Source organism: Streptomyces sp. AF1A, from assembly GCF_047340315.1.
Taxonomy (GTDB): domain Bacteria; phylum Actinomycetota; class Actinomycetes; order Streptomycetales; family Streptomycetaceae; genus Streptomyces.
Map to the genome: position 1 here is coordinate 1 of NZ_JBLEBI010000127.1, position 20130 is coordinate 20130.

Sequence of the window (20130 nt, forward strand, 5' to 3'; positions counted from 1 at the left end):
GCGTCCTCGCGCTCGGCGGGGGCGCGATCCTCGACGCGGACACCCGTGCCCTGCTCGCCGAACACCGCGTCGTCTACCTCTCGATGGAGGTGGACGAGGCCGTCAGGCGCACCGGCCTGAACGTGGCCCGGCCGCTGCTCGCGGTCAACCCGCGCAAGCAGTGGCGCGAGCTGATGGAGGCCCGGCGGCACCTGTACGAGGAGGTCGCCACCGCCGTCGTCGCCACGGACGGCCGCACCCCCGAAGAGGTCGCCCAAGCAGCGCTGGACGCACTGGAGTTGAAGGAAGTATGAGCGAGGCAGTCACCCGCATCCAGGTCGCCGGCACGGCGGGCACCGACCCCTATGAGGTCCTGGTCGGCCGTCAACTGCTCGGCGAGCTGGCCGGGTTGGTCGGCCCGAAGGCCAAGCGGGTCGCGGTGATCCACCCCGAGGCCCTCGCCGAGACCGGTGACGCGCTGCGCGCCGACCTGGCCGAGCAGGGCTACGAGGCGATCGCCATCCAGGTGCCGAACGCGGAGGAGGCCAAGACCGCCGAGGTCGCCGCCTACTGCTGGAAGGCGCTCGGCCAGTCGCACTTCACCCGCTCCGACGTCATCGTCGGCGTCGGCGGCGGCGCGACGACGGACCTCGCGGGCTTCGTGGCCGCCACCTGGTTGCGCGGGGTGCGCTGGATCGCCGTCCCGACGACCGTCCTCGCGATGGTGGACGCGGCCGTGGGCGGCAAGACCGGCATCAACACCGCCGAGGGCAAGAACCTGGTGGGCTCCTTCCACCCGCCGGCCGGCGTCCTGTGCGACCTGGCCGCGCTGGACTCCCTCCCGGTCAACGACTACGTCTCCGGGCTCGCGGAGGTCATCAAGGCCGGCTTCATCGCCGACCCGGTGATCCTGGACCTTGTCGAGGCCGACCCCGAGGCCGCCCGTACCCCGGCGGGCGCGCACACGGCCGAGCTGATCGAGCGGTCGATCCGGGTGAAGGCCGAGGTGGTCTCCTCGGACCTGAAGGAGTCCGGCCGCCGGGAGATCCTGAACTACGGCCACACGCTGGGCCACGCCATCGAGAAGAACGAGCGCTACAAGTGGCGGCACGGCGCCGCGGTGGCGGTCGGCATGCACTTCGCCGCCGAACTCGGCCGGCTCGCGGGCCGGTTGGACGACGCGACCGCGGACCGGCACCGGGCGATCCTGGAGTCGGTCGGGCTGCCGCTGCACTACCGCTACGACCAGTGGCCCAAGCTGCTGGAGACGATGAAGGTCGACAAGAAGTCCCGCGGCGACCTGCTGCGGTTCATCGTCCTCGACGGGCTGGCCAAGCCGACCGTTCTGGAGGGCCCGGACCCGGCCGTCCTGCTGGCCGCCTACGGGGAAGTGGGCCAGTAAGTCCCGAAAGGACCCCCGTCCGCGACACTTCCCGCAGCGCATCGGGCACTTCGGGCCGCCCCCGGCCGTTTCACCGAACGACGGCCGGGGACGGTACCGTTCGGTAGGGACGGGTCACGCCCCCGCTCCCGGCACCAACTGCCTGTACGAGACGGAGTGGCAACGGATGCAGCACGCAGTGGGGTTTCCGCTGCCGCCGGGGCACGAGCCGCACACCGGCCGGCAGCCGGCCGCCCACCACCCGGGCCCGCCCCAGGAATCCACCCCCTTCCCCCCGGCCCCCGGGCAGCCTCCGGCCTCCGGCCCCGTACCGCAGCAGCTTCCGGGCTCTTCCGGACCCGTGTCGTCGGTGCCTTCGCAGTCCCCGGTCTCGCAGTCCCCGGGCTCCTCCGGTCCTGTCTCGCCGGCACCTTCGCAGCCTCCGGTTTCCGGCCCTGTACCGCAGGCCCCGCAGCTCCCGGGCTCCTCCGGTCCTGTGTCGGCGGCGTCTTCGCAGCCTCCGGTATCGCAGCCGTCGGCCCCCTCCGGACCCGTGCCACCCGCACCTCCGCGGCCTCCGGTCCAGGGTCCTGCGTCACCGATGTCGCAGCCCCCGGGGCCCTCCGGACCCGTGCCGCAGGCACCCCCGCAGCCCCCGCGGTCCTCCGGACCCGTGCCGCAGACACCTCCGCAGCCCCCGGCCTCCGGCCCCGGGGCGCCGGCCCCGCGGTCCCCGGGCCCCTCCGGTCCCGCTCCCCAGCCTGCGGCTCCGGTCGGTCCCGTGCCGTCGGCAGTGCCTCCGCAGGTGCCGGCGCCACGCCACGTGCCCGGGCCGGCGGCGGCCGACAGCACCGGTCATGTGCCCCTGCCGCCCGGCGGGCCGGTCGGCGTGCCCTCGGTGGGGCCGACCCCGGCCGCGGTCCCCGACCCGACGTCCGCCACCCTGGCCGTCCTGCTCATCGGCCCCGCCGGCGCCGGTAAGACCAGCGTCGCCAAGTACTGGGCGGACCACCGTCGCGTGCCCACGGCCCACATCAGCCTGGACGACGTGCGCGAATGGGTCCGCTCCGGTTTCGCCGACCCCCAGTCCGGCTGGAACGACAATTCCGAGGCCCAGTACCGCCTCGCCCGCCGCACCTGCGGCTTCGCCGCCCGGAACTTCCTGGCCAACGGCATCTCCTGCATCCTCGACGACGCCGTCTTCCCGGACCGCCCGGTCGTCGGCCTCGGCGGCTGGAAGCGGCACGTCGGCCCCGGCCTGCTCCCGGTCGTCCTGCTGCCCGGCCTGGACGTCGTCCTGGAGCGCAACGCCAAGCGCACCGGCAACCGGCGCCTCACCGACGAGGAGGTGGCCCGCATCCACGGCCGCATGGCCGGCTGGTACGGTTCGGGCCTGCCGATCATCGACAACTCCCAGCTGGACGTCCCCAGCACGGCGAGGGTCCTGGACGAGGTCCTGGCCAGAGCGATAGCGAGCCCGCCGAGCTGGTAGCCCTGGGCGTGACGGCGTCTCGCGCGACCTGCCGGAAGACCCCACTCGGCCCTCCTCGGTCGGCACAATCCGGACAAAACTCCTACGCTCATCTCATGTCAGAGGTGTACGCGAACCGCCGATCCCGGCTGAGGGACCACTTCACCGCGGCGGGCACCGCGGCAGCGCTCGTCACCCGCCCCGCCAACGTGCGCTACCTCGCCGCCGCCGCCCCGCAGGACTCCGTCCTGCTCCTCGGCAGGCGCGAGGACCTCCTGGTGTGCGCGGTCCCGCCCGAGGACCGCCCCTACGAAGGCCGCCCCGACGAGAGCCTCCCGGTGCACGTCCTGCCCGCCCCCGCCGGCGACCCCGCCGTCGTGGCCGCCGGCCTCGCCGCGGGCCAGGGCGCGGACTCCCTGGCCGTGGAGGAGCACCACCTCACGGTCAGCCGGCACCGGGCCCTCGCCACCGTCGCCCCACGGCTGCGCCTCACCGACGTCGGCGGGGCCGTGGAGCAGCTCAGGGTCGTCAAGGACGAGGAGGAGATCTCCTGCCTGCGCATCGGCGCCGAGATCGCCGACCAGGCCCTCGGCGAGCTCCTGGAGTCCATCCTGGTCGGCCGCACCGAGCGCCACCTCGCGCTGGAGCTGGAGCGGCGCCTGGTCGACCACGGCGCCGACGGCCCGGCCTTCCCGACGTCCGTCGCCACCGGGCCGCACTCAGGCCGCCGCGGACACCGCCCCACCGACCGGCGGGTGGAGGAGGGCGACTTCCTGTCCGTCTGTCTCGGCGCCACCTACCGCGGCTACCGCTGCGAGATCGGGCGCACCTTCGTCATCGGCACCTCGCCCGCGGACTGGCAGATCCAGCTCTACGACCTCGTCTTCTCCGCACAGCGCGCCGGCCGCGAGGCCCTGGCTCCCGGCGCCGCCTACCGCGACGTGGACCGCGCGGCACGCCAGGTGCTGGACTCCGCGGGCTTCGCGGAGGCGCTGCCGCCGCTGACCGGACACGGTGTGGGACTCGAAATCGACGAGGACCCGCAGTTGGCTCCCGCGGCCATGGGTAAACTGGACGCTTGCGTGCCGGTCACCGTCGAACCGGGGGTCCACCTCCCGGGCCGGGGCGGCGTCCGGATCGATGACACGCTCGTCGTACGCCCCGAGGCGGACGGCGGACCCGAGCTACTCACCATCACGACCAAGGAGCTGCTCGCGCTGTAGCGCGTGACCCGGGGTCGTACGTCAGTCCAGGAGATTCCGCAACCGTGGCTTCCACGAACGACCTCAAGAACGGCATGGTGCTCAAGCTCGAAGGCGGCCAGCTGTGGTCCGTCGTCGAGTTCCAGCACGTCAAGCCCGGCAAGGGCCCGGCCTTCGTGCGCACCAAGCTCAAGAACGTGCTCTCCGGCAAGGTCGTCGACAAGACCTTCAACGCCGGTGTCAAGGTCGAGACGGCCACTGTCGACAAGCGCGACATGCAGTTCTCGTACATGGACGGCGACTACTTCGTCTTCATGGACATGGAGACCTACGACCAGCTGCACATCGACCGCAAGGCCGTCGGTGACGCCGCCAACTTCCTGGTCGAGGGCTTCACGGCCACCGTCGCCCAGCACGAGGGCGAGGTGCTCTTCGTCGAGCTGCCGGCCGCCGTCGAGCTGACCATCGCCGAGACCGAGCCGGGCGTGCAGGGCGACCGCTCCACCGGCGGCACCAAGCCCGCCACGCTGGAGACCGGCCACCAGATCCAGGTTCCGCTCTTCATCACCACCGGTGAGAAGATCAAGGTCGACACCCGCACGAGCGACTACCTCGGCCGGGTGAACAGCTAACCGTGGCTGCCCGCAACACGGCCCGCAAGCGCGCCTTCCAGATCCTCTTCGAGGGCGACCAGCGCGGAGCCGACGTCCTGACGGTCCTCGCGGACTGGATCCGGCTGTCCCGGACCGACACCCGGCAGCCGCCGGTGAGCGAGTACACGATGCAGCTCGTCGAGGGCTACGCCGAGCACGCGAAGCGCATCGACGAGCTGATCGCCCAGTACGCGGTCGGCTGGACGCTCGACCGGATGCCGGTCGTCGACCGCAACATCCTGCGGCTGGGCGCGTACGAGCTGATCTGGGTCGACGAGACCCCGGACGCCGTCGTCCTGGACGAGATGGTGCAGCTGGCGAAGGAGTTCTCCACGGACGAGTCGCCCTCGTTCGTCAACGGCCTGCTGGGCCGTCTGAAGGAGCTCAAGCCGTCCCTGCGCCGGGACGAGGCGTAGAGCCCGCTACGGCATCGGAAGGGCCCGCGGCACACCGGTGCCGCGGGCCCTTCCGCGTGTGTCGTGCCGGCTCAGCCGCTGACGAAAAGGCCGCCGGAAGGACCGGAACCGCGAGGTTCCGGCCATCCCGGCGGCACGTTTCTGCTGAGGTCCCGGGCCGTCAGGCCTCTTCGTGCGTCGCCACCGCGCGGCGCGCGTCCGCGTCCAGGACGCCCCAGCTGATCAGCTGCTCGGTGAGGACCGAGGGGGACTGGTCGTAGATGACGGCGAGGGTGCGCAGGTCGTCCTGGCGGATGGAGAGCACCTTGCCGTTGTAGTCGCCGCGCTGGGACTGGATCGTCGCCGCGTAGCGCTGCAGGGGCCCCGCCTTCTCGGCCGGCACCGTGGCCAGCCGCTCCAGGTCGAGGACCAGCTTCGGCGGCGGCTCGGCGGCGCCGCCGGGCGTGGTGCCCGGCAGGAGCTCCTGCACCGGAACGCCATAGAAATCGGCCAGCTCGGCAAGACGCTGCACGGTCACGGCGCGGTCACCGCGCTCGTACGATCCGACCACCACGGCCTTCCAGCGCCCCTGGGACTTCTCCTCGACACCGTGGAGGGAAAGGCCCTGCTGGGTGCGGATGGCCCGGAGCTTGGCCCCGAGCTGTTTGGCGTATTCGCTGGACATATAGCTCCCCGGACACTGTGTCGACGCGGCCGGCTGGTGTTCCGCCGCGCGGCTGGTAACTCACTGTGAGGTTACGCAGCGTGACTCTGGTGCGTCAAGCCGAATGGTCCACACCGACTCTTCCGTGGTAGTGACGACGGACTGAGCCAAGGGGGTGATCGGGGGCGACCCGGTGACCTGCTACGGTGGATGGCGCAAATCCGACGTCCTTTAAGGTCCGTCCCGTGAGGCGGAGAAGGAGGTCCGTTTCGTATGGACAAGCGCGACATGCCCGCGCACCCGCATGCGCGGCCCGTTCTCGAAGGCCCCGACATCGCGCGGGTGCTGACCCGCATCGCCCACGAGATCGTCGAGCGCGCCAAGGGCGCCGACGACGTGGTGCTCCTCGGCATCCCCACCCGGGGTGTCTTCCTCGCCCAGCGGCTCGCCGCCAAGCTGGAGCAGATCACCGACCGCAAGATCCCGGTCGGCTCGCTCGACATCACCATGTACCGCGACGACCTGCGCATGCACCCGCCGCGTGCGCTGGCCCGCACCGAGATCCCCGGTGACGGCATCGACGGCAAGCTGGTCGTCCTCGTCGACGACGTGCTCTTCTCCGGCCGCACCATCCGCGCCGCCCTCGACGCCCTGAACGACATCGGGCGCCCGCGCGCGGTGCAGCTCGCGGTCCTGGTCGACCGCGGCCACCGCGAACTGCCCATCCGCGCCGACTACGTCGGCAAGAACCTCCCCACGTCGCTGCGGGAGACGGTCAAGGTCCAGCTCGCCGAGGAGGACGGTCGCGACACCGTGCTGCTCGGTGTCAAGGCCGACCAGTAGCAAGTCCGGCGCACGGCCGCTTCGGCGTGCCCGCGCACGCGCCGGTCTGCCCCGAATCTCCTGAATGAACTGCCTTACGGAGCCTGACAGATGCAGCGTCATCTCATCTCGGCCGCCGACCTGACCCGCGACGACGCCGTCCTGATCCTCGACACCGCCGAGGAGATGGCCCGGGTCGCCGACCGGCCGATCAAGAAGCTGCCGACCCTGCGCGGCCGCACGATCGTCAACCTCTTCTTCGAGGACTCCACCCGCACCCGGATCTCCTTCGAGGCCGCCGAGAAGCGCCTCTCCGCGGACGTCATCAACTTCTCCGCCAAGGGCTCCAGCGTGTCCAAGGGCGAGTCCCTGAAGGACACGGCCCAGACCCTGGAGGCCATGGGCGTCGACGCCGTCGTCATCCGGCACGGCGCCTCCGGCGCCCCGTACCGCCTGGCCAACTCCGGCTGGATCGACGCCGCCGTCATCAACGCCGGCGACGGCACCCACCAGCACCCCACCCAGGCCCTGCTCGACGCCTTCACCATGCGCCGCCGCCTGGTCGGCCGGGACACGGGCCTCGGCCAGGACCTGTCCGGCAGGCGCGTCACCATCGTCGGCGACGTCCTGCACAGCCGCGTCGCCCGCTCCAACGTCGACCTGCTGCACACCCTCGGCGCCGAGGTCACCCTCGTCGCGCCGCCCACCCTGCTCCCGGTCGGCGTCGAGACCTGGCCGTGCGCGGTGTCGTACGACCTCGACAGCGCGCTGCCCAAGTGCGACGCGGTGATGATGCTGCGCGTCCAGCGCGAGCGGATGAACGCCGCCTTCTTCCCGACCGAGCGCGAGTACTCCCGCCGCTACGGCCTCGACGGCGACCGCATGGCCAAGCTGCCCGAGCACGCCATCGTGATGCACCCCGGCCCGATGGTGCGCGGCATGGAGATCACCGCCGAGGTCGCCGACTCCGACCGCTGCACCGCCGTCGAGCAGGTCGCCAACGGCGTCTCCATCCGGATGGCCGTGCTGTACCTGCTGCTCGGTGGCAACGAGCCCGCCCAGACCCGCACTGAGGAGAAGTAAGACCCATGAGCAAGATCCTGATCCGTGGTGCGAAGGTGCTCGGCGGTGAGCCGCAGGACGTCCTGATCGACGGCGAGACCATCGCCGAGGTGGGCACCGGGCTGTCCGCCGAGGGCGCCGACGTCGTCGAGGCGGCCGGCCGGGTGCTGCTGCCGGGCCTGGTCGACCTGCACACCCACCTGCGCGAGCCGGGCCGCGAGGACTCCGAGACGGTCCTGACCGGCACGCGCGCGGCGGCGAGCGGCGGCTACACCGCCGTCTTCGCCATGGCCAACACCTTCCCGGTCGCCGACACCGCAGGCGTCGTCGAGCAGGTCTGGCGGCTCGGCAGGGAGCACGGCTACTGCGACGTGCGGCCCATCGGCGCCGTCACCGTCGGCCTGGAGGGCAAGAAGCTCGCAGAACTGGGCGCCATGCACGAGTCGGCCGCCGGTGTCACCGTCTTCTCCGACGACGGCAAGTGCGTGGACGACGCGGTGATCATGCGTCGCGCGCTGGAGTACGTGAAGGCCTTCGGCGGTGTGGTCGCCCAGCACGCGCAGGAGCCCCGGCTGACCGAGGGCGCCCAGATGAACGAGGGGATCGTCTCCGCCGAGCTGGGCCTGGGCGGCTGGCCGGCCGTCGCCGAGGAGTCGATCATCGCCCGGGACGTCCTGCTCGCCGACCACGTCGGCTCCCGCGTGCACATCTGCCACCTCTCGACCGCCGGCAGCGTCGAGATCGTCCGCTGGGCCAAGTCCCGCGGCATCCGGGTCACCGCCGAGGTCACCCCGCACCACCTGCTCCTCACGGACGAGCTGGTGCGCACCTACAACCCGGTCTTCAAGGTCAACCCGCCGCTGCGCACCGAGCGGGACGTGCACGCCCTGCGCGAGGCGCTCGCCGACGGCACGATCGACATCGTCGCCACCGACCACGCCCCGCACCCGCACGAGGACAAGGACTGCGAGTGGGCCGCGGCCGCCATGGGCATGGTCGGCCTGGAGACCGCGCTGTCAGTGGTCCAGGAGACCATGGTCGACACGGGCCTGCTGGACTGGGCCGGCGTCGCCGACCGGATGTCCGTCAGGCCCGCGCAGATCGGACAGGCCACCGGGCACGGCCGTCCCGTCTCGGCCGGTGAGCCCGCCAACCTCACCCTCGTCGACACGGCATACCGTGGCCAGGTGGACCCCGCGGGCTTCGCCTCGCGCAGCCGCAACACCCCGTACGCGGGGCGTGAGCTGCCGGGCCGTGTCACGCACACGTGGCTGCGGGGCAAGGCGACGCTCGTCGACGGGAAGCTGACGTGACACCTGAAATCCTGCTGGCAGAGGCGAAGAGGTCGGCCGAGGTCACCGACTGGCCGGCGCGTGTCGGCTGGCTGGTCGGACTCCTGCTCTTCGTCGCGCTCGTCTACTGGCTGATGCGCGAGGGCTGGAAGTGGCGCGGCGCCCTGCAGAGCGACATCCCCGCCCTGCACACCGCGCCGCAGCGGCCCGGCGAGGCGAAACTGACGATGAGCGGCCGCTACCACGGCTCCACCACCGCCGGGCAGTGGCTGGACCGCATCGTGGCCCACGGCCTGGGCACCCGCAGCCTGGCCGAGCTCACCCTGACGGACGCGGGCCTGGAGGTCGAACGCCCCGGGGCGAGCGACTTCTTCATCCCCGCCGACGCGCTGCGCGGCGCCCGGCTGGACAAGGGCATCGCCGGCAAGGTCCTCACCGAGGGCGGCCTGCTGGTGGTGACCTGGGCGCACGGCGACAAGCTGATCGACTCCGGCTTCCGCTCCGACCACGCGGCCGAGCACCCCGAGTGGGTCGACGCCCTGAACGAGATGACCAACCACACGGAAGGCGCACGATGACGACCTCCACCAGGGGAGCCGCCAGGGTTCCCGCCGTACTCGTCCTGGAGGACGGCCGCATCTTCCGCGGCCGCGCCTACGGGGCCGTGGGGGAGACCTTCGGCGAGGCCGTGTTCTCCACCGGCATGACCGGCTACCAGGAGACGTTGACCGACCCGTCGTACGACCGGCAGATCGTCGTCGCGACCGCCCCGCAGATCGGGAACACGGGCTGGAACGACGAGGACGACGAGTCCGGGCGGATCTGGGTCTCCGGGTACGTCGTGCGCGACCCCGCGCGCGTGCCGTCCAACTGGCGTGCCAAGCGCTCCCTGGACGACGAGCTGGAGCGGCAGGGCGTGGTCGGCATCCGTGGCATCGACACCCGTGCCCTCACCCGGCACCTGCGCGAGCGCGGCTCGATGCGCGCCGGCATCTTCTCCGGCGAGGCGATCGCCCGCGAGAGCGAGCTCCTCGCGCGCGTGCAGGCCCAGCCCCCCATGAAGGGCGCGAGCCTCTACGAGGAGGTCGCGACCCACGAGGCGTACGTCGTCCCCGCGATCGGTGAGAAGAAGTTCACCGTCGCCGCCATCGACCTCGGCATCAAGGGCATGACCCCGCACCGCATGGCCGAGCGCGGCATCGAGGTGCACGTGCTGCCCGCGACCGCCACGGCCGACGAGATCTACGCCGTGGGCCCGGACGGTGTGTTCTTCTCCAACGGCCCCGGCGACCCGGCGACCGCGGACGGCCCGGTCGCGCTGATGAGCGCCGTCCTGGAGCGGAAGACCCCGCTGTTCGGCATCTGCTTCGGCAACCAGATCCTCGGCCGCGCGCTCGGCTTCGGCACCTACAAGCTGAAGTACGGCCACCGGGGCATCAACCAGCCGGTCCAGGACCGCACGACCGGCAAGGTCGAGGTCACCGCGCACAACCACGGCTTCGCCGTGGACGCGCCGCTCGACCGGGTGAGCGACACCAGGTTCGGGCGCGCCGAGGTCTCCCACGTCTGCCTCAATGACAACGTCGTGGAGGGGCTGCAGCTGCTCGACCAGCCGGCCTTCTCCGTCCAGTACCACCCCGAAGCGGCGGCAGGCCCGCACGACGCCGCCTACCTGTTCGACCGCTTCGTCTCCCTGATGGAGGGCCAGCGTGCCTAAGCGCACCGATATCCAGTCCGTCCTGGTCATCGGCTCCGGCCCGATCGTCATCGGCCAGGCCGCCGAGTTCGACTACTCCGGCACCCAGGCGTGCCGCGTGCTCAGGGCCGAGGGCCTGCGCGTGGTCCTCGTCAACTCCAATCCCGCGACGATCATGACCGACCCGGAGATCGCCGACGCCACCTACGTCGAGCCGATCACCCCCGAGTTCGTCGAGAAGATCATCGCCAAGGAGCGCCCCGACGCGCTCCTGCCGACCCTGGGCGGCCAGACGGCCCTGAACACCGCCATCTCGCTGCACGAGAACGGTGTCCTGGCCAAGTACGGCGTCGAGCTGATCGGCGCCAAGCCCGAGGCGATCCACAAGGGCGAGGACCGCGACCAGTTCAAGGAGGTCGTGGAGGAGGTCCGCAGGAAGATCGGGCACGGCGACTCCGCCCGCTCGGTCATCTGCCACTCCATGGACGACGTCCTCAAGGGCGTCGAGACCCTCGGCGGCTACCCGGTCGTCGTCCGCCCGTCCTTCACCATGGGCGGCGCCGGCTCCGGCTTCGCGCACGACGAGGAGGAGCTGCGCCGCATCGCCGGCCAGGGCCTCACGCTCTCCCCGACCACCGAGGTGCTCCTGGAGGAGTCCATCCTCGGCTGGAAGGAGTACGAGCTGGAGCTGATGCGCGACAAGCACGACAACGTCGTGGTCGTCTGCTCCATCGAGAACTTCGACCCGATGGGCGTCCACACCGGCGACTCGATCACCGTCGCCCCGGCGATGACGCTGACCGACCGCGAGTACCAGACCCTGCGCGACATCGGCATCGCCGTCATCCGCGAGGTCGGCGTCGACACCGGCGGCTGCAACATCCAGTTCGCGGTCAACCCCGAGGACGGCCGTGTGATCGTCATCGAGATGAACCCGCGCGTCTCCCGCTCCTCGGCGCTCGCCTCCAAGGCCACCGGCTTCCCGATCGCCAAGATCGCCGCCAAGTTGGCCGTCGGCTACACCCTGGACGAGATCCCGAACGACATCACGCGGGAGACCCCGGCCTCCTTCGAGCCCACGCTCGACTACGTGGTCGTCAAGGCCCCGCGCTTCGCCTTCGAGAAGTTCCCGCAGGCCGACTCCACGCTCACCACCACCATGAAGTCGGTCGGCGAGGCCATGGCCATCGGCCGCAACTTCCCCGAGGCCTTCCAGAAGGCGCTGCGCTCGCTGGAGAAGAAGGGCAGCCAGTTCACCTTCGTCGGCGAGCCCGGCGACAAGCAGGGCCTCCTCGAACAGGCCGCACGGCCCACCGACGGCCGGATCAACACCGTCATGCAGGCCATCCGCGCGGGCGCCACCCCGGAGGAGGTCTTCGAGCACACGAAGATCGACCCATGGTTCGTCGACCAGCTCTTCCTGATCAAGGAGATCGCCGACGAGCTGGCCGAGGCCCCCGAGCTGACCGAAGACCTGCTCGCCGAGGCCAAGCGGCATGGCTTCTCCGACCAGCAGATCGCCGAGATCCGCGGCCTGCGCGAGGACGTCGTCCGCGAGGTCCGGCACGCGCTCGGCATCCGCCCCGTCTACAAGACGGTGGACACCTGCGCCGCCGAGTTCGCCGCGCAGACGCCGTACTTCTACTCCTCCTACGACGAGGAGACCGAGGTCGCCCCGCGCGAGAAGCCCGCGGTCATCATCCTGGGCTCCGGCCCCAACCGCATCGGCCAGGGCATCGAGTTCGACTACTCCTGCGTCCACGCCTCCTTCGCGCTGTCCGACGCCGGGTACGAGATCGTGATGGTCAACTGCAACCCGGAGACCGTCTCCACGGACTACGACACCTCCGACCGGCTGTACTTCGAGCCCCTGACGCTGGAGGACGTGCTGGAGATCGTGCATGCCGAGCGGCAGGCCGGTCCGATCGCGGGCGTCGTCGTCCAGCTGGGCGGCCAGACCCCGCTGGGTCTCGCGCAGGCCCTGAAGGACAACGGCGTGCCGATCGTGGGCACGTCCCCCGAGGCCATTCACGCGGCCGAGGACCGCGGCGCCTTCGGCCGCGTCCTCGCGGAGGCGGGGCTCCCCGCCCCCAAGCACGGCACGGCCACCACCTTCGCGGAGGCCAAGGCCATCGCCGACGAGATCGGCTACCCGGTCCTCGTCCGGCCCTCCTACGTCCTCGGCGGGCGCGGCATGGAGATCGTCTACGACGAGACCCGCCTGGAGGCGTACATCGCCGAGTCGACCGAGATCAGCCCCTCCCGGCCGGTCCTCGTCGACCGTTTCCTGGACGACGCCATCGAGATCGACGTCGACGCCCTCTACGACGGCGCGGAGCTGTACCTCGGCGGCGTCATGGAGCACATCGAGGAGGCCGGCATCCACTCCGGCGACTCGGCGTGCGCCCTGCCCCCGATCACCCTCGGCGGCTTCGACATCAAGCGCCTGCGCGCCTCCACCGAGGCCATCGCCAAGGGCGTCGGCGTGCGCGGCCTGATCAACATCCAGTTCGCGATGGCGGGCGACATCCTCTACGTCCTGGAGGCCAACCCGCGCGCCTCCCGCACGGTCCCCTTCACCTCGAAGGCGACCGCGGTGCCGCTGGCCAAGGCCGCCGCCCGGATCTCGCTGGGGGCGACCATCGCCGAGCTGCGCGCCGAGGGCCTGCTCCCGGCGCACGGCGACGGCGGCGAACTGCCGCTGGACGCGCCGATCTCCGTCAAGGAGGCCGTCATGCCCTGGTCGCGCTTCCGCGACATCCAGGGCCGCGGCGTGGACACCGTCCTCGGCCCGGAGATGCGCTCCACCGGCGAGGTCATGGGCATCGACTCCGTCTTCGGCACGGCGTACGCCAAGTCGCAGGCCGGCGCCTACGGCCCGCTGCCCACCAAGGGCCGCGCGTTCATCTCGGTCGCCAACCGCGACAAGCGTTCGATGATCTTCCCGGCGCGCGAGCTGGTCGCCCACGGCTTCGAGCTGCTCGCCACCTCCGGCACCGCCGAGGTCCTCAAGCGCAACGGCATCAACGCCACCGTCGTGCGCAAGCAGTCCGAGGGCACCGGCCCGAACGGCGAGAGGACCATCGTCCAGCTCATCCACGCCGGCGAGGTCGACCTCATCGTCAACACCCCGTACGGCACCGGCGGCCGGCTCGACGGCTACGACATCCGTACGGCGGCCGTGGCCCGCTCGGTCCCGTGCCTGACGACCGTCCAGGCGCTCGCCGCGGCCGTCCAGGGCATCGACGCGCTCAACCACGGCGACGTGGGCGTCCGCTCGCTCCAGGAACACGCGGAACACCTGACCGCGGCCCGCGACTAGCAGCCCCGAGGGGGACACCGGAAACGGTGTCCCCCTCTTCATGAGGACACACCGACATGTACGAGCTCTTCTTCCGTCTGGTTTTCACCCGGATGGACCCCGAGAAGGCCCACCACCTGGCCTTCCGCTGGATCCGCCGCGCCGCCCGCGTCCCCGTGCTGCGCACCTTCGTCGCCGCGGCGCTGGCGCCGCGCTACAAGGAGCTGCGCACCGAGGCCTTCGGGCTGCGCATGCACGGCCCCTTCGGGCTCGCGGCCGGCTTCGACAAGAACGCCGTCGCGATCGACGGGATGGCGATGCTGGGCTTCGACCACGTCGAGATCGGCACGGTGACGGGGGAGCCGCAGCCCGGCAACCCCAGAAAGCGGCTGTTCCGGCTCGTCGCGGACCGCGCGCTGATCAACCGCATGGGCTTCAACAACGACGGCTCGCTGGCCGTCGCCGCCCGTCTCGCGACCCGTGAGCCGGTGTTCAGGACCGTCGTCGGCGTCAACATCGGCAAGACCAAGGTCGTCCCGGAGGCCGAGGCCGTCGCCGACTACGTGAAGTCCGCCGAGCGCCTCGCGCCGTACGCGGACTACCTGGTCGTCAACGTCTCCTCGCCGAACACGCCCGGACTGCGCAACCTGCAGGCCGTGGACCAGCTGCGCCCGCTGCTGACCGCCGTCCGCGAGGCGGCCGACCGCACGGTCGCGAACCGGCGCGTCCCGCTCCTGGTGAAGATCGCCCCGGACCTCGCCGACGAGGACGTCGACGCCGTCGCCGACCTGGCCGTCGAGCTGGGCCTGGACGGCATCATCGCGACCAACACCACCATCGCGCGCGAGGGCCTCGGCCTGAGGTCCCGGCCCGCACTGGTGAAGGAGGCCGGCGGCCTGTCCGGCGCGCCCCTCAAGGCGCGCTCCCTGGAGGTCCTGCGCCGCCTGTACGCGCGCGTGGGCGACCGGATCACCCTGGTGGGCGTCGGCGGCGTCGAGACCGCCGAGGACGCCTGGCAGCGCATCCTGGCCGGCGCCACGCTGGTCCAGGGCTACAGCGCCTTCGTCTACGAGGGCCCCTTCTGGTGCCGCGCGATCCACAAGGGCCTCGCCGCCCGCCTGCGCACCAGCCCGTACGCCACCCTCGCCGCCGCGGTCGGCGCCGACGTGAGGAAGCCCGCATGACCCACCACCTCTACTCCGGAGAGCCCTTCGGCGCCCGGCTGCGCCGCGCCATGGACGAGCGCGGCCCGCTGTGCGTCGGCATCGACCCGCACGCCTCCCTGCTCACCGAGTGGGGCCTGAACGACGACGTGGCCGGCCTGGAGCGGTTCAGCCGCACGGTTGTCGAGGCCCTGGCCGACCGCGTGGCCGTCCTGAAGCCGCAGAGCGCCTTCTTCGAGCGGTTCGGCTCGCGCGGCCTGGCCGTGCTGGAGATGTGCGTCCAGGAGGCGCGCCAGGCCGGCGCGCTGGTCGTGATGGACGCCAAGCGCGGCGACATCGGCTCGACCATGGCCGCCTACGCCGAGTCCTTCCTGCACCAGGACGCCCCGCTGTTCTCCGACGCGCTGACCGTCTCGCCGTACCTCGGCTACGGCTCGCTCGCCCCGGCCGTGGCGCTGGCCCGGGAGAGCGGCGCCGGCCTGTTCGTGCTCGCCCTGACCTCGAACCCGGAGGGGGGCGAGGTGCAGCACGCGATCCGGGCCGACGGCCGGACCGTCGCGGCGACGATGCTGGCCCACCTGGCGGCCGAGAACGCGGGGGAGGAACCGCTGGGCTCCTTCGGCGCGGTCGTCGGTGCCACGCTGGGCGACCTGTCCTCGTACGATCTGGACATCAACGGTCCGCTGCTCGCGCCCGGCATCGGCGCCCAGGGCGCGACCGCGGCGGATCTTCCGGGGGTCTTCGGCAAGGCGGTGCGCAACGTCGTGCCCAACGTGAGCCGGGGCGTGCTGCGGCACGGCCCCGACGCCGGGGCGCTGCGCGGGGCCGCCGGGCGGTTCGCGGAGGAGATCCGGGCGGCCGTGGCAGGCGCGTGAGACCTCTCGCGAGGGCCCGGGTGAGCGGTCCGGCGGCGACTTGAGTGTGAATACATCCTCAAATCGAGGGCAATATGTCCAAAATGTCTGTCCTGACGGAGGCTGACCAGGACTTTTCCGCTGTTCTCGCTGACTCCGGCGGACTTGCCCGCTAGTCTCCGAGCAGTGGGGACACCCCCACACCCATCAGGTAGTGGGGGAGAGCGGGCGAAGCGTGTTGCTCGTGGCTCCCCAGGTGTGGGGCGACTAGGTTCCTCACCGGTCCGTATCCGACAGTTCGACATCCGAGGTGACGTAGGCGTGGCTCTTCCGCCCCTTACCCCTGAACAGCGCGCAGCCGCGCTCGAAAAGGCCGCCGCGGCTCGCCGGGAGCGGGCCGAGGTCAAGAATCGACTCAAGCACTCCGGCGCCTCCCTGCACGAGGTCATCAAGCAGGGCCAGGAGAACGACGTCATCGGCAAGATGAAGGTCTCCGCACTGCTCGAGTCGCTGCCGGGCGTGGGCAAGGTCCGCGCCAAGCAGATCATGGAGCGTCTGGGCATCTCCGAGAGCCGCCGCGTGCGGGGTCTCGGCTCCAACCAGATCGCTTCCCTGGAGCGTGAGTTCGGCAGCACCGGCTCCTGAGTCCGGTCCTTCTCCGGACCGGGAGTCCCGGGTACTCCGGGATTGCTGGAATAATCGCTGCATGAGTGAACGTCCGCGGCTGACCGTGCTCTCCGGCCCCTCGGGGGTCGGCAAGAGCACGGTCGTCGCCCATATGCGCAAGGAACACCCCGAGGTCTGGCTCTCGGTGTCGGCGACCACCCGCAGGCCGCGCCCCGGCGAGCGGCACGGAGTCCACTACTTCTTCGTCACCGACGAGGAGATGGACAAGCTGATCGCCAACGGCGAGCTGCTGGAGTGGGCCGAGTTCGCCGGCAACCGCTACGGCACGCCCCGCGCGGCCGTGCTGGAGCGGCTGGAGAAGGGCGAGCCGGTCCTGCTGGAGATCGACCTCCAGGGCGCCCGGCAGGTCCGTGAGTCCATGCCCGACGCCCAGCTCGTGTTCCTGGCTCCGCCCTCCTGGGAGGAGCTCGTGCGCAGGCTCACCGGCCGGGGGACCGAGCCGCCCGAGGTCATCGAGCGCCGCCTGGAGGCGGCCAGGACCGAGCTGGCGGCCGAGCCGGAGTTCGACACCACCCTGGTCAACACCTCCGTCGAGGACGTGGCCCGCGAGCTGCTAGCCTTGATGGACGTTGTGTGATCGTGACTGTGATCACGACGATCGATTCTTTTCCACCCATCGGAAGGTAGAGCGTGTCCTCTTCCATCACCGCGCCCGAGGGCATCATCAACCCGCCGATCGACGAGCTTCTCGAGGCCACCGACTCGAAGTACAGCCTCGTGATCTACGCGGCCAAGCGTGCCCGCCAGATCAACGCGTACTACTCGCAGCTCGGCGAGGGCCTCCTGGAGTACGTCGGTCCGCTCGTCGACACCCACGTCCACGAGAAGCCGCTCTCGATCGCCCTGCGCGAGATCAACGCCGGTCTGCTGACCTCCGAGGCCGTCGAGGGCCCCGCTCAGTAGCACGTCGCTCAGGAGCACTTCGCAGGAGTATTTTCAGACTGCGATTGACTTGTCCACAGGCCCGGCAGTCGTGCTGCCGGGCCTGTGGTGTGTCATGGAGCCGTACGTTGTCGAGTCCGGGGAGACACGGTGGACAAGCCGAGGGTCGTGCTGGGGGTCAGCGGTGGCATCGCCGCCTACAAGGCCTGTGAGCTGCTGAGAAGGTTCACGGAGTCGGGCCACGACGTGCGCGTGGTGCCCACGGCCTCCGCCCTGCACTTCGTCGGCGCGGCCACCTGGTCCGCCCTGTCCGGCAACCCGGTCGCCACCGAGGTCTGGGACGACGTCCACGAGGTCCCGCACGTCCGCATCGGCCAGCACGCCGACCTCGTCGTGGTGGCCCCGGCGACGGCCGACATACTCGCCAAGGCCGCCCACGGCCTGGCCGACGACCTGCTGACCAACACGCTCCTCACGGCGCGCTGCCCGGTGGTCTTCGCCCCGGCGATGCACACCGAGATGTGGGAGCACCCCGCAACCCAGGAGAACGTGGCCACGCTGCGCCGCCGCGGCGCCCTCGTCATCGAGCCCGCGGTCGGCCGCCTCACCGGCGTCGACACCGGCAAGGGCAGGCTGCCCGACCCGGCGGAGATCTTCGAGACCTGCCGCCGGGTGCTCGCCCGGGGCGTCACCGAGCCCGACCTCCGGGGCCGCCACGTGGTCGTCTCCGCCGGCGGCACCCGCGAGCCCCTGGATCCCGTGCGCTTCCTCGGCAACCGCTCCTCCGGCAAGCAGGGCTACGCCCTCGCCCGCACGGCCGCGGCCCGCGGCGCCCGGGTGACGCTGGTCGCGGCCAACACCGGCCTGCGCGACCCGGCGGGCGTGGACGTCGTCCCGGTCGGCACGGCCGTCCAGCTGCGCGAGGCGGTCCTGAAGGCCGCCGCGGACGCCGACGCCGTCGTCATGGCGGCCGCCGTCGCCGACTTCCGCCCCGCGGCCTATGCGACCGGCAAGATCAAGAAGAAGGACGACAAGGACCCCGACCCCGTCGTGCTGGTGCGCAACCCCGACGTCCTCGCGGAGATCTCCGCCGACCGGGCCCGGCCCGGACAGGTGGTCGTCGGGTTCGCCGCCGAGACCGACGACGTCCTGGCCAACGGCCGCGCCAAGCTGGCCCGCAAGGGCTGCGACCTCCTGGTGGTCAACGAGGTGGGGGAGCGCAGGACCTTCGGCTCCGAGGAGAACGAGGCCGTCGTGCTGGGCGCCGACGGCAGTGAGACCCCGGTCCCGCACGGGCCCAAGGAGGCCCTGGCCGACACCGTCTGGGACCTGGTCGTACGGCGCCTGGGCTAAGGCCCGGCGGGCGTCCGGGCGAATGCGGCGGCAGGTGCACGCCACGCCGAAATCGCCCGCGGCGACCCTGGCCAGGCCGCCCGGTGTTGTGCAGAATGCCCGTGCCGCAGGTCACAGCGCTCCCGAGAGGCGAGACGGTGGCCCATCGGCCGAGTGCGCCCGATAAACTGTTCACGGCCGACGCCGGGCGCAGCCCCGCGTCGTCCGCAAATGATCAGCCAGCAGCCGCTGCAACCACAGGGAGCGTTGTGTCCCGTCGCCTGTTCACCTCGGAGTCCGTGACCGAGGGTCACCCCGACAAGATCGCTGACCAGATCAGCGACACCATTCTCGACGCGCTCCTGCGTGAGGACCCGACCTCCCGGGTCGCCGTGGAGACGCTCATCACCACCGGCCTGGTGCACGTGGCCGGCGAGGTCACCACCAAGGCGTACGCGGACATCGCGACCCTCGTCCGCAGCAAGATCCTGGAGATCGGCTACGACTCCTCCAAGAAGGGCTTCGACGGCGCCTCCTGCGGCGTGTCGGTGTCCATCGGCGCGCAGTCCCCGGACATCGCGCAGGGCGTGGACGCGGCGTACGAGACCCGGGTCGAGGGCGACGACGACGAGCTGGACCGGCAGGGCGCGGGCGACCAGGGCCTGATGTTCGGCTACGCGTCCGACGAGACCCCGACGCTGATGCCGCTGCCGATCTTCCTGGCGCACCGCCTGTCCAAGCGGCTCTCCGACGTCCGCAAGAACGGCACCATCCCCTACCTGCGCCCGGACGGCAAGACGCAGGTCACCATCGAGTACGACGGCGACAAGGCCGTCCGCCTCGACACGGTCGTCGTCTCCTCCCAGCACGCCTCCGACATCGACCTGGAGTCGCTGCTCGCCCCCGACATCCGCGAGTTCGTCGTCGAGCCGGAGCTGAAGGCGCTGCTGGACGAGGGCATCAAGCTGGACACCGAGGGCTACCGGCTGCTGGTCAACCCGACCGGCCGCTTCGAGATCGGCGGGCCGATGGGCGACGCGGGGCTGACCGGCCGGAAGATCATCATCGACACGTACGGCGGCATGGCCCGCCACGGCGGCGGCGCGTTCTCGGGCAAGGACCCGTCCAAGGTGGACCGCTCGGCGGCGTACGCGATGCGCTGGGTCGCGAAGAACGTGGTGGCCGCGGGCCTGGCCTCCCGCTGCGAGGTCCAGGTGGCCTACGCGATCGGCAAGGCCGAGCCCGTCGGCCTCTTCGTCGAGACCTTCGGCACCCACAAGGTCGACCACGAGAA

At 71.3% G+C, this 20130-nt stretch carries 20 protein-coding genes; 19 read left to right on the forward strand and 1 reads right to left on the reverse strand.

Features of this window, described 5'->3' with window-relative positions; genetic code table 11:
* The 6 genes from ACLU3S_RS26515 to nusB form a co-directional block, all read left to right on the forward strand.
* The coding region (locus tag ACLU3S_RS26515; RefSeq protein WP_413954467.1) for a shikimate kinase at nucleotides 1–293 on the forward strand (293 nt) is incomplete at its 5' end.
* Nucleotides 290–1381 (forward strand): 3-dehydroquinate synthase, encoded by a 1092-nt coding sequence (gene aroB, locus ACLU3S_RS26520; RefSeq protein ID WP_413954468.1) that lies wholly within the window; start codon nucleotides 290–292, stop codon nucleotides 1379–1381. The genes ACLU3S_RS26515 and aroB, both read left to right, overlap by 4 nt.
* A gap of 580 nt (nucleotides 1382–1961) precedes the next feature.
* On the forward strand, nucleotides 1962–2852 hold the full coding sequence (locus ACLU3S_RS26525; RefSeq protein WP_413954469.1) for an AAA family ATPase: 891 nt from the start codon (nucleotides 1962–1964) through the stop codon (nucleotides 2850–2852).
* Nucleotides 2853–2947: 95 nt separating this feature from the next.
* On the forward strand, nucleotides 2948–4054 hold the full coding sequence (locus tag ACLU3S_RS26530) for an aminopeptidase P family protein (protein ID WP_413954470.1): 1107 nt from the start codon (nucleotides 2948–2950) through the stop codon (nucleotides 4052–4054).
* Between the two features lie 44 nt (nucleotides 4055–4098).
* Nucleotides 4099–4665: an elongation factor P gene (gene efp / locus ACLU3S_RS26535; RefSeq protein ID WP_365649288.1), complete on the forward strand. Its 567-nt coding sequence runs from the start codon at nucleotides 4099–4101 to the stop codon at nucleotides 4663–4665.
* A gap of 2 nt (nucleotides 4666–4667) precedes the next feature.
* Nucleotides 4668–5102 (forward strand): transcription antitermination factor NusB, encoded by a 435-nt coding sequence (gene nusB, locus ACLU3S_RS26540; RefSeq protein ID WP_413954471.1) that lies wholly within the window; start codon nucleotides 4668–4670, stop codon nucleotides 5100–5102.
* Nucleotides 5103–5262: 160 nt separating this feature from the next.
* On the opposite strand, the gene bldD is transcribed toward nusB, so the two are convergent.
* The gene (gene bldD, locus ACLU3S_RS26545; protein WP_014671524.1) at nucleotides 5263–5766 is read right to left on the reverse strand and encodes a transcriptional regulator BldD; all 504 of its coding nucleotides are present in this window, start codon (nucleotides 5764–5766) and stop codon (nucleotides 5263–5265) included.
* A 252-nt stretch (nucleotides 5767–6018) separates the two neighbouring features.
* Here bldD and pyrR point away from each other — a divergent pair, with 252 nt between their 5' ends.
* From pyrR to metK, 13 genes are all read left to right on the forward strand, one after another.
* Nucleotides 6019–6588: a bifunctional pyr operon transcriptional regulator/uracil phosphoribosyltransferase PyrR gene (gene pyrR, locus ACLU3S_RS26550; RefSeq protein WP_413954472.1), complete on the forward strand. Its 570-nt coding sequence runs from the start codon at nucleotides 6019–6021 to the stop codon at nucleotides 6586–6588.
* Between the two features lie 90 nt (nucleotides 6589–6678).
* Nucleotides 6679–7650 carry an aspartate carbamoyltransferase catalytic subunit gene (locus ACLU3S_RS26555; RefSeq protein ID WP_413954473.1) on the forward strand — a complete coding sequence of 324 codons (972 nt, stop codon included), beginning with the start codon at nucleotides 6679–6681 and terminating at the stop codon, nucleotides 7648–7650.
* A gap of 5 nt (nucleotides 7651–7655) precedes the next feature.
* On the forward strand, nucleotides 7656–8942 hold the full coding sequence (locus ACLU3S_RS26560) for a dihydroorotase (protein WP_413954474.1): 1287 nt from the start codon (nucleotides 7656–7658) through the stop codon (nucleotides 8940–8942).
* Nucleotides 8939–9499 carry a hypothetical protein gene (locus ACLU3S_RS26565; RefSeq protein ID WP_413954475.1) on the forward strand — a complete coding sequence of 187 codons (561 nt, stop codon included), beginning with the start codon at nucleotides 8939–8941 and terminating at the stop codon, nucleotides 9497–9499. Before ACLU3S_RS26560 ends, ACLU3S_RS26565 begins: the two co-directional genes overlap by 4 nt.
* Nucleotides 9496–10638 (forward strand): glutamine-hydrolyzing carbamoyl-phosphate synthase small subunit, encoded by a 1143-nt coding sequence (gene carA, locus ACLU3S_RS26570; protein ID WP_413954476.1) that lies wholly within the window; start codon nucleotides 9496–9498, stop codon nucleotides 10636–10638. The genes ACLU3S_RS26565 and carA overlap by 4 nt, the downstream gene beginning before the upstream one ends.
* Nucleotides 10631–13939 (forward strand): carbamoyl-phosphate synthase large subunit, encoded by a 3309-nt coding sequence (gene carB, locus ACLU3S_RS26575; protein ID WP_413954477.1) that lies wholly within the window; start codon nucleotides 10631–10633, stop codon nucleotides 13937–13939. The genes carA and carB overlap by 8 nt, the downstream gene beginning before the upstream one ends.
* Nucleotides 13940–13995: 56 nt before the next feature.
* Nucleotides 13996–15102 (forward strand): quinone-dependent dihydroorotate dehydrogenase, encoded by a 1107-nt coding sequence (locus ACLU3S_RS26580; protein ID WP_413954478.1) that lies wholly within the window; start codon nucleotides 13996–13998, stop codon nucleotides 15100–15102.
* Nucleotides 15099–15956 (forward strand): orotidine-5'-phosphate decarboxylase, encoded by an 858-nt coding sequence (pyrF, locus tag ACLU3S_RS26585; protein ID WP_413954479.1) that lies wholly within the window; start codon nucleotides 15099–15101, stop codon nucleotides 15954–15956. The genes ACLU3S_RS26580 and pyrF overlap by 4 nt, the downstream gene beginning before the upstream one ends.
* 300 nt (nucleotides 15957–16256) lie before the next feature.
* On the forward strand, nucleotides 16257–16580 hold the full coding sequence (locus ACLU3S_RS26590) for an integration host factor (RefSeq protein ID WP_003977346.1): 324 nt from the start codon (nucleotides 16257–16259) through the stop codon (nucleotides 16578–16580).
* A gap of 61 nt (nucleotides 16581–16641) precedes the next feature.
* Complete coding sequence (gene gmk / locus ACLU3S_RS26595; RefSeq protein WP_413954480.1) at nucleotides 16642–17199, forward strand: guanylate kinase; 558 nt, start codon at nucleotides 16642–16644, stop codon at nucleotides 17197–17199.
* Nucleotides 17200–17252: 53 nt separating this feature from the next.
* On the forward strand, nucleotides 17253–17525 hold the full coding sequence (gene rpoZ, locus ACLU3S_RS26600; RefSeq protein ID WP_003982715.1) for a DNA-directed RNA polymerase subunit omega: 273 nt from the start codon (nucleotides 17253–17255) through the stop codon (nucleotides 17523–17525).
* 129 nt (nucleotides 17526–17654) lie between these two features.
* A complete protein-coding gene (gene coaBC / locus ACLU3S_RS26605; RefSeq protein ID WP_413954481.1) occupies nucleotides 17655–18857 on the forward strand; it encodes a bifunctional phosphopantothenoylcysteine decarboxylase/phosphopantothenate--cysteine ligase CoaBC in 1203 nt (400 codons plus the stop codon).
* A 248-nt stretch (nucleotides 18858–19105) separates the two neighbouring features.
* A partial coding sequence (metK, locus tag ACLU3S_RS26610) for a methionine adenosyltransferase (protein ID WP_413954482.1) occupies nucleotides 19106–20130 on the forward strand: 1025 nt, incomplete at its 3' end.

Coding starts and splice junctions, on each gene's coding strand:
- aroB (WP_413954468.1), top strand. CDS start 290: ATGAGCGAGGCAGTCACCCGCATCCAGGTCGCCGGCACGGCGGGCACC.
- ACLU3S_RS26525 (WP_413954469.1), top strand. CDS start 1,962: ATGTCGCAGCCCCCGGGGCCCTCCGGACCCGTGCCGCAGGCACCCCCG.
- ACLU3S_RS26530 (WP_413954470.1), top strand. CDS start 2,948: ATGTCAGAGGTGTACGCGAACCGCCGATCCCGGCTGAGGGACCACTTC.
- bldD (WP_014671524.1), bottom strand. CDS start 5,766: ATGTCCAGCGAATACGCCAAACAGCTCGGGGCCAAGCTCCGGGCCATC.
- pyrR (WP_413954472.1), top strand. CDS start 6,019: ATGGACAAGCGCGACATGCCCGCGCACCCGCATGCGCGGCCCGTTCTC.
- ACLU3S_RS26555 (WP_413954473.1), top strand. CDS start 6,679: ATGCAGCGTCATCTCATCTCGGCCGCCGACCTGACCCGCGACGACGCC.
- ACLU3S_RS26560 (WP_413954474.1), top strand. CDS start 7,656: ATGAGCAAGATCCTGATCCGTGGTGCGAAGGTGCTCGGCGGTGAGCCG.
- carA (WP_413954476.1), top strand. CDS start 9,496: ATGACGACCTCCACCAGGGGAGCCGCCAGGGTTCCCGCCGTACTCGTC.
- ACLU3S_RS26580 (WP_413954478.1), top strand. CDS start 13,996: ATGTACGAGCTCTTCTTCCGTCTGGTTTTCACCCGGATGGACCCCGAG.
- pyrF (WP_413954479.1), top strand. CDS start 15,099: ATGACCCACCACCTCTACTCCGGAGAGCCCTTCGGCGCCCGGCTGCGC.
- gmk (WP_413954480.1), top strand. CDS start 16,642: ATGAGTGAACGTCCGCGGCTGACCGTGCTCTCCGGCCCCTCGGGGGTC.